General features: G+C 37.4%; 18 protein-coding genes. 6 read left to right on the top strand and 12 right to left on the bottom strand.

Translation table 11 applies throughout. The annotated features are described in order from the left end of the window. Positions 1-206 precede the first annotated feature (206 nt). The gene (locus DYI81_RS16760; protein WP_005006069.1) at positions 207-965 is read right to left on the bottom strand and encodes a Fic family protein; all 759 of its coding nucleotides are present in this window, start codon (positions 963-965) and stop codon (positions 207-209) included. Positions 966-1,034: 69 nt separating this feature from the next. Then, positions 1,035-1,247: a hypothetical protein gene (locus DYI81_RS16765; protein WP_005006071.1), complete on the bottom strand. Its 213-nt coding sequence runs from the start codon at positions 1,245-1,247 to the stop codon at positions 1,035-1,037. Between the two features lie 197 nt (positions 1,248-1,444). Between DYI81_RS16765 and DYI81_RS16770 the strand changes: the two genes are divergently transcribed. Further along, on the top strand, positions 1,445-1,900 hold the full coding sequence (locus DYI81_RS16770) for a hypothetical protein (RefSeq protein ID WP_032056395.1): 456 nt from the start codon (positions 1,445-1,447) through the stop codon (positions 1,898-1,900). A gap of 103 nt (positions 1,901-2,003) precedes the next feature. Here DYI81_RS16770 and DYI81_RS16775 read toward each other — a convergent pair whose 3' ends face one another. The 6 genes from DYI81_RS16775 to DYI81_RS16805 all read right to left on the bottom strand — a co-directional run bounded on the left by DYI81_RS16775 (position 2,004) and on the right by DYI81_RS16805 (position 6,579). After that, positions 2,004-2,540 (bottom strand): hypothetical protein, encoded by a 537-nt coding sequence (locus DYI81_RS16775; protein WP_032056393.1) that lies wholly within the window; start codon positions 2,538-2,540, stop codon positions 2,004-2,006. Between the two features lie 610 nt (positions 2,541-3,150). After that, positions 3,151-3,645, bottom strand: a complete 495-nt coding sequence (locus DYI81_RS16785; protein WP_228199072.1) for a hypothetical protein — start codon at positions 3,643-3,645, stop codon at positions 3,151-3,153. 93 nt (positions 3,646-3,738) lie between these two features. Continuing rightward, entirely contained in the window at positions 3,739-4,164 is a 426-nt protein-coding gene (locus DYI81_RS16790; protein ID WP_107009830.1) for a hypothetical protein, read from the bottom strand. Positions 4,165-4,205: 41 nt separating this feature from the next. After that, positions 4,206-5,099 (bottom strand): hypothetical protein, encoded by an 894-nt coding sequence (locus DYI81_RS16795; protein WP_107009829.1) that lies wholly within the window; start codon positions 5,097-5,099, stop codon positions 4,206-4,208. After that, positions 5,099-5,527 (bottom strand): hypothetical protein, encoded by a 429-nt coding sequence (locus DYI81_RS16800; RefSeq protein ID WP_024160914.1) that lies wholly within the window; start codon positions 5,525-5,527, stop codon positions 5,099-5,101. The genes DYI81_RS16795 and DYI81_RS16800 overlap by 1 nt, the downstream gene beginning before the upstream one ends. Positions 5,528-5,754: 227 nt before the next feature. Continuing rightward, on the bottom strand, positions 5,755-6,579 hold the full coding sequence (locus DYI81_RS16805; RefSeq protein ID WP_024160745.1) for a hypothetical protein: 825 nt from the start codon (positions 6,577-6,579) through the stop codon (positions 5,755-5,757). Positions 6,580-6,765: 186 nt separating this feature from the next. On the opposite strand from DYI81_RS16805, the gene DYI81_RS16810 reads away from it, so the two are divergent. Next, complete coding sequence (locus DYI81_RS16810) at positions 6,766-7,092, top strand: H-NS histone family protein (RefSeq protein ID WP_024160744.1); 327 nt, start codon at positions 6,766-6,768, stop codon at positions 7,090-7,092. Between the two features lie 79 nt (positions 7,093-7,171). Here DYI81_RS16810 and DYI81_RS16815 read toward each other — a convergent pair whose 3' ends face one another. Together DYI81_RS16815 and DYI81_RS16820 are read right to left on the bottom strand one after the other, a co-directional pair. Then, the gene (locus DYI81_RS16815; protein WP_024160743.1) at positions 7,172-7,441 is read right to left on the bottom strand and encodes a hypothetical protein; all 270 of its coding nucleotides are present in this window, start codon (positions 7,439-7,441) and stop codon (positions 7,172-7,174) included. Beyond that, positions 7,441-7,785 carry a hypothetical protein gene (locus tag DYI81_RS16820; protein ID WP_024160742.1) on the bottom strand — a complete coding sequence of 115 codons (345 nt, stop codon included), beginning with the start codon at positions 7,783-7,785 and terminating at the stop codon, positions 7,441-7,443. The genes DYI81_RS16815 and DYI81_RS16820 overlap by 1 nt, the downstream gene beginning before the upstream one ends. Before the next feature lie 160 nt (positions 7,786-7,945). On the opposite strand from DYI81_RS16820, the gene DYI81_RS16825 reads away from it, so the two are divergent. Next, positions 7,946-8,134 (top strand): hypothetical protein, encoded by a 189-nt coding sequence (locus DYI81_RS16825; RefSeq protein ID WP_024160741.1) that lies wholly within the window; start codon positions 7,946-7,948, stop codon positions 8,132-8,134. 173 nt (positions 8,135-8,307) lie between these two features. Here DYI81_RS16825 and DYI81_RS16830 read toward each other — a convergent pair whose 3' ends face one another. Together DYI81_RS16830 and DYI81_RS16835 are read right to left on the bottom strand one after the other, a co-directional pair. After that, positions 8,308-9,390, bottom strand: a complete 1,083-nt coding sequence (locus tag DYI81_RS16830; RefSeq protein ID WP_024160740.1) for a hypothetical protein — start codon at positions 9,388-9,390, stop codon at positions 8,308-8,310. A 76-nt stretch (positions 9,391-9,466) separates the two neighbouring features. Beyond that, positions 9,467-10,111, bottom strand: a complete 645-nt coding sequence (locus tag DYI81_RS16835) for a type I-E CRISPR-associated protein Cas6/Cse3/CasE (RefSeq protein WP_207778890.1) — start codon at positions 10,109-10,111, stop codon at positions 9,467-9,469. A 403-nt stretch (positions 10,112-10,514) separates the two neighbouring features. Here DYI81_RS16835 and DYI81_RS16840 point away from each other — a divergent pair, with 403 nt between their 5' ends. Genes DYI81_RS16840 through DYI81_RS16850 form a run of 3 tightly spaced genes read left to right on the top strand, consistent with a single transcriptional unit; the run spans position 10,515 to position 13,731 of the window. Then, on the top strand, positions 10,515-11,699 hold the full coding sequence (locus tag DYI81_RS16840; protein ID WP_031946107.1) for a SprT-like domain-containing protein: 1,185 nt from the start codon (positions 10,515-10,517) through the stop codon (positions 11,697-11,699). After that, a complete protein-coding gene (locus DYI81_RS16845; protein ID WP_005006108.1) occupies positions 11,696-12,064 on the top strand; it encodes a hypothetical protein in 369 nt (122 codons plus the stop codon). Before DYI81_RS16840 ends, DYI81_RS16845 begins: the two co-directional genes overlap by 4 nt. Continuing rightward, entirely contained in the window at positions 12,064-13,731 is a 1,668-nt protein-coding gene (locus DYI81_RS16850; RefSeq protein ID WP_033917385.1) for a DEAD/DEAH box helicase, read from the top strand. The genes DYI81_RS16845 and DYI81_RS16850 overlap by 1 nt, the downstream gene beginning before the upstream one ends. Positions 13,732-13,975 lie beyond the last annotated feature (244 nt).

Genomic DNA, 13,975 nt, shown 5'->3' on the forward strand with positions numbered 1-13,975 from the left:
AGAAAGTAACTTAGACCAGTGTTGATCATTCAGCATTGTACGAGGCATAGCGAGAAGTAAATTTGGTTTGGCGATTAAATTTTACTTTCTCGCTATTTTTTTGAACAGAAAATGTCAACAGACCCTATAAATTTTTCTCAAAAAAAAGATTCTTTTTTCAAGAATCTTTTAATCAATTAAAAGCTATCGTATACAGATTAATCTAATTATCCGTAACTCGGTGAATCATCATCATTTGATTTATCCTGGTCATTTTCCTGTTCTTGCTCTTGTTCTTCAGTATTTTCAAGCTTCAGGACTAGATCGTATGGTTCAATGATATTGTCCATGACTTTTAAAAGGTAAGAGAGGTCTTGTTCCATCGGTTCTAGGTTTTCATAGTTTTCACCGACATAAAGCTCTTGATCTGTCAGTGAACGTTTAAACGCATAGTTCCAATCTGATACGGCGACCTTGCTATATACCATGGTGTAACCAGCATCATTCGCCAGCTGGTTCATCATCAGTTTAGCAGCGCGACCGTTACCCTCTTCAAAAGGGTGAGCTTCATTTAACTTGGCATAAAGCTGAGTGAACTCTTGCACAAACTGGTCTTTGTCCAAACCTTTCAGGTGGTCTTTTTCTTTAACCGCCTGTGAGAACTTATTCAGTTCATCAGGGATCAGGTTTTTATCTAGGAAATGACCGATTTCATAATTACCGTTCGGGTCGATCGCACGTTTAGAAATGTCGTCCAGACGCACTTCTCCAGCCCAATCGTAAATATGCTCAAAGATTTTTTCATGGATTTTAGAGAGGTGGTCGAGATCGTAATTGCCACGTAACGGCGAAATTTCCATTTTCGCTATTCGATGTTCCGTGATTTCTTTTTCCAGTGCCTTTTTATAGTCGCCTTGCGCTTGGCAACTGGTAGGTTGAGATAAGATGTCTTTCGCATCTAAATAAAACTCAAGTTTATCGTCCATATTGTTCTACTTATGAGTGATTGGGTTTGGTAATCCGCTGTAAGCTAGATTAGGTTGTATTCGCGATGATTAGGCTTTGTTTTTAAGTGCATTCCATTTCTTCATCAATGCAGCTTCTTCCTCGTCAAATGTTGTTTGACCAGTTGCTAAGCGCTCCATACGTGCGTTTGATGATGCTTCACATGCTTTAACAATGTGAGGGGAGAACTCTTGAGCTACATTGCCTTGAGCAGAACGGTATGCAGCACGTACACGGTCTTCGTATTTTACTTCTTCAGACATATCGGTTTCCTGTATCAACAATCTGTAAATTACAATAATTGTAACCCCAAACAAGGGGGCGATTCTTGCTAAATTGCGTATAAACAATCTTATTGGTATATACCGATTAACAAAATCAAATAAGATTAAAATTCCAAAAAAATCAAATATCGTATATTAAGTATATATTTTAAGTATATACAGGAAAGGCGTTAAACATGAACGTATTCAAAACACTAAAACTATCTGCAGTTGCAATAATCTCAGTGTCTATGTCGTGCGCTGTTTTAGCTAATGGTTCTTTAAATAACCTGAATACAAACAGCTTAAAATCTGCTGTTGCGCTTTCTCCTACTGCTAAAAACAAACTTAAAGTTGAGCGTTTGCTTAACACTAAAACACCGTACCAGATTGAAACTGGTGCGGTACTTAAAAAAGTGAAGTATTCAAAACACTTTAATATGAACGTTCAGATGTCTAGCAAAACTGCAGATAAATACTCTTCTGATGAAACTGACTCTTTAAACCGCTTTGTGAATGAAAAGATTCATCCGTTTTATTGCTCTGTATTCGCCAATGCTCCAGTTAAACCAGATCTGTATGTAGACATCGTGGACAATCAGGGTAAATCATTCTTTGGAAGTGCTGAGCGTTATTCAGATACTTGCCAATAGTTTTAAGGGCTAAATATTACATAGATCTGTTAACGCCGTTTTAGGCAAAAAAAATAGACCGCTTAATTGCGGTCTATTTGTTTTTATACTGGCACCTAAAACCTTATGGAAAGGTCTTAGGTAGCACCGCTGTATAGCCTACGATCTTGCGTATTTTGATCTGCATATCAAGATGCAACGGCTGTACTGTCAAACGATTGAAGTAAGACTTAATCTCGCGCATCCACGCATGGAAACGATCATCACAATGACGCATAAGCTTCTTAAGGTGATTGCGGTCAGCTTCTTGTAAGAAACTGAGTTCGCTGTCGATTGACCAAAGATTAATATCCTGATCATCTATACATAACAAGTACTGCGTATCAACGACCAATGAAGATACCAACTTGCCTTGGTCTTGCTTGTAGATCAGCTCAAAATCAACTTGTGCATCTAAAGCGCCGTTGATGTTTTCGATTTGAATGTCACGGCGTAAACGTACTGGTAGCTCCAGCAGTACAGTATTCTTATTTGACTGGTAATAATCAGCACGGACTTGGCTATCCCATGCAATATTTTCCAACATAAAATTTTGAAAAGAGGTGAGAGAATTTTCTTGTAGACCGACAACTTTTGTTTTAGATAAGATTTCAAAGTTCATATAATTTCTCCAAATGGTGAGCATTGAGCTCATACATTCATTATATTTCACTGTACATTTTTAAAACTTTTTTCAAAAAATATAGATTGTTTTAATGCTGTCCACGTTTACATTACATAGACAATGGCAAAAAATCTAATTAAACTGACCTTGAATAAGAAATGCGTTCAAGTGTTTTGTGTTTTTTTATTCACCTTTCAATTTTAAAGAGCCAGGCGTTTTGCGTCTGGTTCTTTGCTTTCTGGTATATACCAAGCACATTTTGGTAATGTGCATTGACCAATCTCAATCATAAAGTTTCAGTTTTAAACCTTATTTATCGCTACGATTAAGCCAGTAGCTAGATGGGCTTTAAGATATGAATGCATCAAGTACAATAGTTTTAATGGCTGTATCTATTGGTTTTCCAGTGGTATTAAACTTTGACTTTGCTTTTACTTATTTAATTGGTTTTACCTTATTCGCCTGCACGATCGTTTTAATGTCTATGATTGTGTTTTTTGTTTATAACAGTGCTGTGACGGAAAAGATTAGCGTAATAATTAAAAGGATGTTCTTTTTTGCTGGTTATTGCGCTTGTGTATTAGGTGCGGTTTTCCTTACAAGATGTCTAGTTTAGTACGTTAATGTTTAATGCATATTTGCTAAATAAGTAATACCCAAACATACAGATCGCTAATGTAATTACCGTCACTTTACGCGTTGAGTTCACAACTTCAGCACTGTCTTTCTTGCTATTAAAAATACCAACTTTGATCAACTTAAACACTGAGTCTAAAAGGGTGATTGCAAACCACGTTCCTAAAAAGTAAATTGCCATGGTCAAATATTCCTGTTTGTGCAACACATACTTATATAAATAGACCAGTGTAGTGACCACAATTAATGAAAATGAAGCGCCATAGTGCAAGGTTTTGACGGCATTGCGATGTTGTTTTTCATTGTTGATGTTAATCGCTGCGTTGATAAAACAAAAAATTGCCAATTGTCCAATGATGACGACAATCCCCATTGCAAATAATTGGATGTTAAGACCATAAGCCTTTTTCACTAAAATTACGGCGCTTGCAAACGCAAGGAACATTAAATATATGAGATATGGCATGATTTTCTTGGTATGAAGCGATGATATTGGATGATTCTAGGCTAAGGTTCAAAAAAAAAGAAGTATGCTGGTCGCAACATACTTCCGATCTGATCAGGCTTCTACGTTCTGATTGATATAGTTTTTGTAGGCTAACTTCACTTCACTTAAAAGGGCTTCTTTCAAAACACCTTTGTCTTTTATCGTTGGATTGTGCAAACCAAGTGACGCACGGCGCTGTTGAGTGGTGTTTTTATTGGCATCTGTTACCCAAACTGAGTCGATATAATCATCAACTAAAGCATGCAATTCGTTTGGTTTTACTGCATTGTCTAAATTGGAAAGTATAGCGTTATTGTTTACGATCGCTAAACTTTCATCATATTCTCGATAGCTTGTACGTAAAGTATTCTTAAAATGAAGCAATTGATCTTCAATTTTTAATTTACCGCCATCAAGCTCGATGTCGATTACAAATGTCGTGATTTTAGATGATAGACCTAAAACACCAACTGATTTAACGCGAACAATAGTATCCATAACAACTCCAAGGTTTTGAGCAATGAGCTCAGGTAAAACGGTTAAACTTTTGTGAGATCTGCTTCAATATCTATCAGCAATTCTTTTACTGCTTTCATGTGTGGCAATAAAGTATAGGTGTTCATTTCGCTATTAAATGCACCAGCTTCAAGTTGTACACCAGCAATAAACGGCTCATTGATTAAGTTGTTGCCAATGAGATGACTTAAGCAAGCCTGTACCAGTTCGTTATTTTCTTCAGACTTAACCAGTAGGGGATACAAAACCACGAGTATTGGTAAATCACAAAACTCCATGTTGTTTGCATCAAGTAGCTGTTTAAGTGCATCCTTAATATCTTCATTGAGAACCAACAGTTCTAAACCTTTTTTCATGTCTTTATAGGCGTTATCAATGGCTACTTCGGAAAAGTAAAACCAATCGCGCTGGTCATCGAGCATGAAGCTATCTAATGCAGCGATTTTCTGTAAGATCTGCAATTGTTCAGGGTTGAACGTGCGAATCGCTGTTCCATTGATTTTATGCTGTAACAACAGCTTTAACGCCTTTTGCGCTTGATCGTTTAACTGCTGTACTTCTTGATTGAAGAAATTGCATAACTGATTCGACAGATCTACAAAGATAGAATTGTCATAGCAATCAGGTACCACGTTTTGAGTGGATAGCAACATAAAGCCATTTTCTGACAGCTCAGGATTCATATAGATACAAAGATTATGATCTTCGGTCAGCTCTGCAAAACCTTTTAAAGTGGTATATGCAATTTCATGATCAGGCAATTCAATACCAGCATGGATATTAATGTGGAAGCTTGGGCTTTGGTCGCCGTGGTCTTGATCTGCAGTACTGATCATAGATAACAGGGTTTCCAAAAGCGCCGTATTCTTACGAATAGGCGACATAGCTTCATTAATTAAGATAAAGCTACTATTCATTAAAGTGCCTCCAAGAATAGTGAGCCCACAATATCAGTATTGAGTGGGTTAATTTCAATGAATTCGACTAGCTCCAGCGCTTTATCAACTGTGAGTTCCTTAGCGCGGAAATCAAAAAGTGTATCCACGCCAACGCCATCAATCACACCATATGAAGACATCAACTCTTCCAATTCAGGGATATTTTGATAATTTTCTTCAGCCAAGTTTTCCAAGGTCAAAAGGGCATTATCCACATGTGATTTGAACATGTGGGCAAGGAAGAAAGCTAAACGGTGCTCATGAGGTGCTCGAATGAAGAAATACTCACTATGCTCGTCATCGTTAGAATCCTGGCGTGACGCTTTAACCAAAAACAAAGGTAAATTGTCAGTACTGCCGTAAACTTCGTTAAAATCGATCGGGCAAAAATTACGGTTTAAATTCATGAGCTTTCTCCAAGTTTTAAGCTATTTGCTTGATTAGGTTTCATTATATTAAGAATATGAACGGATAAAGTTTTTTTAAAAAATACTTATTTAAGCATCCAGAAAGAATTAATAATGACGAGCGCCATTGCAGCGCTAAAAATTCAAAACCTTTTTTAATCAATTAAAAAAACATCGTTTACGTTTTTAAGCGCAACTTTAAGAGATTTCTCTCTTAAAGGCTTGGTTTATTCAAAAGTGTTGGTGTATAAGTCGGTCTTAATAAGATTAAACACATACTCGCATTCAACAACGAGACTTGCATATTCATCATCAAAACATTGTTCATCTTCAAGCATAATTTCAAGATTTAAAGGCTCAATCACTGAATAAGGGTTTTTGACGCCAGTTTCTTTGTAATTTGAAATAATGACCTGAATAGCTCCAGATGCGAAGTCACCCTCAAGCGTATGGCTAAAGTAGGAACGATTTCTTGTATCGCTGTGAGTGCTGTCGATAGGTTCTAAAGCTGTACCAAACTTGTAGGTAGTCAGCAACTCTATAACGTCTTGAGCAAATGTCGAGTTTAAAGGGGCATCACTTTTTAGGTTGAATGCAATGTCTTTAAACTGCTTCAAGATTTCTTGCTCTTTAGACTCGTTAAAGTTTTTGAAATATTCGTCAAAATTATGCTCACCATGATTCGACAAAAGTTTATGGTGGTAGTTGTATTCGTCTACCACGGTCAACAGGTCAAGTTTTTGCAATAATTCAAACTCGTCTTTTGTAATTTCTTTAAAACCCAAAACGTAAAAAGAATCACCGCTGATTTCCCAAGAGTCATAGCGAGTTTTAAAATCATGTTCTTCTAATAAGGTTTTAATGTCTTCAAGTTCTTCACTCTCATAGCTTGAATACTTAAACAGGGTGTAATTAACCAATGCCATTAAAGCTGGCACTTCTGAAATTTTCTTAGAGGCATATAAGCCGATATTAAAATCACAAATACGGATACCAATTGGTAGTGCTGATGTTTCGTTAATCGCAAGATTCATCATGAGATACTTGTGCATATTAATTTACCTAACAGGTTGAATGTATTTTTAGATTAATGGATTTAAAGTGGGAATAACTTATGCTTAAAAATTAGAATAGCCATGGAATAAGTTGAATATTTTAATCAATTAAAACTACCGTATGCGGTTGTAAACAAAACGCACTGGTGTATATTTGATATATCCAAATTTTCGAGATTAGTTATGGAAGTTGAAAACCTAAGTAAAGACCAGTTAGAAGACCTAATTAAAAAGGCACAAAACCAAATTGTTGTAGTAGAGAATAAGAAACTTGATGACGGTTATCTCAAAATGTTTGAGATCGCAAAAGAATTAGGCTTAACTATTCTTGAATTAAATGAGCACGGCGAAAATCGTAAATTAAATAAAAAGCCAGTGGTTAAAGCAGATCCTAAATATCGCAACCCGAATAACCACAAAGAAGTGTGGGCCGGTCGTGGTAAACGTCCATCCTGGTTAAATCGTGAGATTGAATCTGGAAAAACATTAGAAAGTTTTCTTATCGTATAAATATTAAAAGGGCTTAAATGATTTAAGCCCTTTTTTTAAATGCAATTGTCAGTGTTGTTTAGAGCACGTGCGCGACTACTTAACAAAGTTCAGCTTTGATGTGTTCTAACACATCATCTTCAACACCCTCATTAGAAAATGCTTCAATGAATTCATTCAGGTTTTCATTGCTTAATGGCAAACTTCCGTATTGATCTACTGCAATCATTTGTGAGTTATGCACCAGATATTCAATACTGCAGTCAACAGAACAAAAGGTTTCTTGAATTACATCATTCACCTGATGGCCAGACTTTTTATCGTTAGTATCAATATCACTATTACAGTGAGGGCAACTAAATAATCCCATTACGCAACTCCTTTCTCAATTAAGCTAATTACACCGTGTTCTAATTGATCATCAAACCAGTGCCAGATAATGAAGCGGTCTGTACCTTTGCCCCATAGATGAAAGTCTTCTTCGATTTCATCATCATTGTTTATCGGGGTGTTGCCAAACTCTTCCCATAATGTTGTATAGGTTTTGCCTTGCAAGCTTAATACGCCATTTTCAGAATTTGCTTCAAACCAATCTAGGATCTGATAGCGATATGCACCTTTATTCCAGATATGGAATTCGCATGGTAGGGAATTAGATTCATCAAATTGAATCTGCTGTAATTCACCCCATAACTGGTCTATTGATTTGGCCATGCTTTATAACTCCTTGCTTAATAATTTAATTTTAATAAATAAAAGCGCTCAAAAACTTTTCTTAAAAAATATATAAAATCTGCTAATAATTTCTTTTGGAAAAATACTATCTAAGCAAAACTATTGTTATTATCGAGTGAGCTTATTAAGAGGTTTAAGCATGAATCTAGATAAATACGTTAAAACAGATATAGACGATGGCAATGGTCACATTTGGCTTAAATTTACGAATGATTCAGGTAATGATACTTTTGCTTGTAGTCAATGTGGCTATTTGAGACGGGTAGATAGTAATAATCGCCCACTAAACAAAAAGTGTGTTGGTAAAGTGAAAATCACGCTGCGTTAAAATTGAGATTTACAAAAACAAAATAAGAGCCAACATAGGGCTCTTTCTTATTTCATGTGGCTTTTACTGGCTTTACGGAATCAGTGTTGGAATCCAATACTTTTGCATTTCTACTTGACATATATGCTTATATTTACCAGTGGTAAGAAATTTAAATTTCTATAACTTATTCCTTAGAGCCCTTTATCTTTAGGCACACCGCCAACAATCTGAAATGGTATCCAATGGTTAACCCATTTTTCTTTGGTACCACGTTTGCCCAACCAGTAAAAGTTCCAGTGAGGAATCCGTGGATGTGGTTTTTTGGTACCTTTGTAGTTGCCAGACTTTAGATCTTCATCGCGCTTTAGGATCGCTTCATTGATCTTTTTATTTGTTTCGGTACCAACAATAGTCGGCTTGTACTTATTGGCCTCAAATAAACGCAATTCACGCTTAATCAGCTCTAATTTAGGCCTGGCTTGTGTTGTTTCTGGTGTTAATGGTCTGAGATCTGGTTCTTTTTGGCTGAACCATAGAATCAAATTGATTAGCTTCTTCTGCAGTTCCATGAACGTGTTAATTTCTTGTTCATCAGGCAAGTTCTTTTCATCAAAAAACGTATCAATGAAATCGGTCATGCAGTCCTCAACAGTTGATTCAAAATCATCATCATCAGGGAAGTGCATGGTAATGGTTTTTGCTAAGCCAGTATCGGTATATACCGTGGTAAATAGCACCTTGCGATCGTTCAACGTGTTTTTCGCAAAAATAACACCGACCACTTGTTCATTTTGCACGTAGAGATTGGCATTGTCGGTTTGAACGTAGATCGCAATATCAGGTAGGTTTAATAGGAAACCGGGGATACTGCGGTTGTATTCGGTCTTTACAAGCATTTGAATGACTTGATCTTCAAACCGATAAATATTTTTGGTTAGGCTCCATGAGCCAAGGGTAATGATTTCACCAATGTTGCAAGGTAGCTGATTGATAAATGAGAGTGGGATTTCTTGGCCAGTGGCTTGAACACCCATAATGGTACTGGTGCGTTTCATTCGTTCACGCCAGATAGGATCTCGACAATCTAGTGCAGCATATGTCCATTCATCACCACTGATTAGGCATTCGTGCGGATCTTTACTGTTTTGTCGTGCGATCGCATAAGCTTCTACACGTTTCATTAAGCCATTGAGGTTAAACTTCACATGTTCTAATCGCGCTGTGATGACTTTAAGTGGTATTCCTATCTTTGGATCTAAATCTTTATTTCTCATGTTGAGCAACCAGGATCTACATCAGATCAATATCTGAAAAATTTCGTTTAAAAAAGGACTTTAAAAGTCCTTTCGATTAGGCGTGAGCACTATTATTACAAGGCGGTGTAAACAAAGTACCATCTAAGCGGATCATTCCAAAGCCGTAGGTTTTATCACGACCAATACCATTGAGCCATGCTGTTTTAAATATCTCTAAATCCCCAACAGTCGCACTAAATGAAATATCTATGGTCTGGACTGGAATATTCAAAATGCTGAGCTGTGGTCCACATTGTTGCTCAATTATAGTGACATCCAATAGACCTTTGCTACTAAGAGCGTTTTTGGTGAATTCGGCTGCTTCATCTCCAGTTAGATTTTTACGCTTCTTACCTGAATTGCCTTTGGGTTTTTCGCCGTGGACCGAAATGTATTCTTCAATTTCTTGGCGGTTAAAGCTACATTCACGGTTAAGAGGAACCATGATTTTTCCAGTGATTTGCTGACCGTGCGAAATTTCAATGTATTCTTTGGCCATTGGGATTTTGACGTCCGATACGCACGTTCTTAAATAGATGTGCTTGCCATCTGTAAAAAATATGACTTTTGCGGAACAGAATGTCTCGACCTTATTTCGTTTAAACATTTCTCTAAAAATGTACTTGAACAAGTTCTTTTCATTTTCAGGATGTGTAAGGGCAAAACAATTGGCTGTTAGTTTTATGTTATTCAGACTCATTTCGATATCCAGTTTTCTATAAACAGCATTATTAAGAACCATTGCCTTTAAATAGCGCCTTATTGACAATAAGGGTATTATTCAGCATTTATAAACGCTAAAAGTAACTTCTATGTGCATTTAACAAAAGTGGCTTATAATATACTTAAAACCCTCAAAATTGATATAGGAACACCAGTTTTGTGTGGAAGTAAAGCGTAACACTCATATTATGAAAACCAACCACAATTTATTAAACCTACACTTTAATGATACTTATTTTTTGTGTTGTAATTTTTTATTAAAAAAATATATGCTTTGCTGATTATTTTAAACTATTGACTGTATTTTAAGCTGTGCGTAAACTTTAAACGTTGTTTTGTACAATCCACACCTAGTTTGATCCTGTTTGGACGACTGAAAAATGAACATAAAGAATAGAACTACGTTGCAGTTTTATGAAGAACTGCAGTTGGTGTATGACCGTTTCAATGAAAGGCTATTCAAAAATGAATTACCAGATTGTTTGATTACGCTTCAACGTATCAACAAAAATACCGGTTATTGGTCTGAGAATAGATTTGCTTCGACAGAAGATGATACGGCGTATACGCACGAACTGGCCCTTAACCCTGATTACTTTGGCACCCAACCATTGCTTAACATTTTTAAATGCTATGCACATGAGATGTGTCATATGAAACAAAGCATTTTTGGTGAGCCATCTAAACGCTCATATCACAATGCTGAGTTTGCGACATTTATGCTTGAGATCGGTTTGATTATGACTGATGACGGCACAAAAGAAGGTCGCACGACAGGCGAGAAGATGACCGAAATCGTTGTACCTGATGGCTTGTTTATTCAAGTGTGCAATGAGCTTGTCGATGAAGGGCGTATCATCAAATGGTATGACAAGTACGCACCCAAAACGATTTCCAGTCTTGAAATGATTCAAGAGCAAGTGCAGTTGTTGGAGTCCATTCCGACTGCTTCTCCAAAGCTATTTCATATTGCCTTACTTGGCAATGAAATCAATTCAGCTTTGAAATCACCTAAAAAAGAGAAGCCAGTTGCCGAACCGTCAAAAGCACCAGATACCCTCACTGGATATGCCACCCCAACAAGTGATGAAGAAGAGGAAACGACTCCCACTACAATGAATCCCTTTGATGTAGCGATCGGACTAATCGACATATCAAATACCGCTGCAAACCTTGGCGGTTATTATCCAACGGCTTTTGATGAAGGTCCGCTAGATGATGACGACCAACCAATACCAGAACCTAAGATTGTTAAACTTTATAAGGGTGAACAACCAAACGGCGATGATAACGAGTTTATTGTACTCAAAGAAACTATGATCGGTGAAACACTCTATCAAGAGCTTGGTTTAGCCAATTTTGAAGAGCCTGAGCCTAAGCCTAAGAAACAGACTAGGGCATCTTTTGCGTGTCCTGAGTGTGGCCGTGGTGCAACGTGTAGTCCTACTTTTAGATTGTCGTGTACTGAATGTGAAGTTGAACTGGTACCGTCAAAATCCATTGATAAAAGCCAGGTGAAGAAAAACAAAAAGGCTGCTAAAGCTGACCAAGGGGATGCAGAATGAAAACGATTGAAGAGCTTGGAATTCTGTTTTCTTCACACAAATACCGTTTTTATAACGAAAAAGACTTACAACTCGCGATTGAGCAAATGTTTATTGCCAATGAGATTCCGTATGAACGTGAGGTTCGTCTATCAAATAAAGACATCATTGATTTTACTGTTGAGCTAGATGTCGGCAAGGTGGGTGTTGAATTAAAAATAGATGGTGCACGTAACGCATTATTGCGTCAGATCAATCGTTATTTAAGCCATGACAGCATAAAAGCGCTCTATGTGGTTGGTACACCGTATTGGGTGAATAACATTCCAATCCAACTGAACAATAAATTTATTTACCGCCATCGTATTTTAGTGGGGGTCTTCTAATGTCTAAATCTTACGGCACCATTTCTCGTCAAGAAAAAAACTGGCACATTGAATGTGAACCACATGTTAAAACACGACTTAAGCGTGTATTCCCACAAGTCAGCCAACATGCATCAAAATTTATTGAGTTAAGCGATACGCCGTCTAATTGTCACGACCTACTTTGGTTTATTGAACGTTATCCAATGCGTGTTGATGATCTTAAATACATGAAAGCGCAATCTAAGGCTTATGTGTCGCTAAAAGAAGATATTTTGGATGTGATGGACTATAAACGTCCGATCAAAACATTTGATCTTGCTGTGCCTCCATATGAGTATCAAAGAGCAGCTGCAGATCTACTACTTAATGTTAAAGGTTTGCTCTTGGGGGATGATTTGGGCCTTGGCAAAACAGCGAGTGGAATATGTCCGATGATTCTACCTGAATCGCTCCCGGCGCTTTTTGTGACAATGACACATCTTCCAATGCAAATTAAGAATGAAATTGAACGCTTTGCTCCGCACCTAAAATGTCACATCCTAAAGAAAGCATCGCCTTATCCATTGCACAAAGAAGGTGAAGCAGCACCCGATGTCATTATCACCAGTTATTCAAAGTTGAACGGTTGGGCTGAATATCTTGCCGGAAAGATTAAGTACGTAGTGTTTGACGAGATCCAAGAGTTACGGACTGGCTATACATCGCAAAAGTATTCCGCTGCTAAACTCATTAGTGACCAAGCTGAATTACGCCTCGGTCTATCAGCTACACCGATTTATAACTACGGTGATGAATTCTACAACATCATTGAAATATTGCGTCCAGATAGCTTAGGTACCGCTACTGAATTCGCTCGTGAGTGGTGTTCACAAGAAAAACGTATTAATGATCCTAAAGCGTTTGGGATGTTTTTACGTGATGAAGGTCTAATGTTGCGCCGTACTCGAGCAGATGTAAATCGAGAGTTACCGCCAGTACAAATCATCCCTCAATATGTCGAAAGCGATCCTAAAGTACTGGATCAAATTAAGGGAAAGGCAATGGAACTGGCAAAAGTAATTTTAAGCTCTACTCAGGAATTCCAAGGGCAAAAGCTTCGTGCGACAGAAGAATTCAATATTATGATGCGCCAAGCAACAGGTATCGCCAAAGCGCCGTATGTCGCTGAGTTCGTGCGTATGCTTGTTGAGTCTGGTGAATCAGTCATGCTTTATGGTTGGCATCGAGATGTGTACAACATTTGGTTAGAACGCTTGGCTGAATTCAATCCTGTTATGTATACAGGTACGGAAGGACCTGCAGCTAAGGAACGTTCTAAACAAGCATTCTTGAATGATGAAAGCAAAGTCTTCATTAGTTCATTACGTTCATCTGCCGGGCTTGATGGCTTGCAGTACCACTCAAAATGCAAAACATTTGTGTTTGGTGAGTTGGATTGGTCGCCTGGTGTTCATGATCAATGTATTGGTCGCTTAGACCGTGACGGTCAAATCAAACAGATCTCGGCATATTACTTGTTGGCTGATTCGGGTTCAGATCCAATTATTTCTGATGTCTTAGGCATCAAAAAAGGCCAGTTGGAAGGAGTTAAAAACCCGAATGGCGAATTATTTGAACATTTAATTACGGACGGTGGCGGTATCAAGCGCTTAGCCGAACACATACTGAATAAGAAAGTAGCTTAAGAGAAACTTTATGACTGAACTTTACCTAGCTTGTTTTAGACATAATGTCGGCTCAAATATTGGGTGGCCTGGTTTTAACGGAAAGGGCTATACAACGAATGTTGATCAAGCGCACGTTGTGATTTGACAACACAAACGTAAACTGGACATTAAAGTCCTAAACTTTAACAATATAGTTGTAAACAAAGAGAGATTAAAAAAAATGTCAAATTTTACAGAAGCATATATTCCAAGTTTTGGATAT

Origin of the sequence: Acinetobacter sp. SWAC5 (genome assembly GCF_003419885.1) — a bacterium.
GTDB lineage: Bacteria > Pseudomonadota > Gammaproteobacteria > Pseudomonadales > Moraxellaceae > Acinetobacter > Acinetobacter cumulans.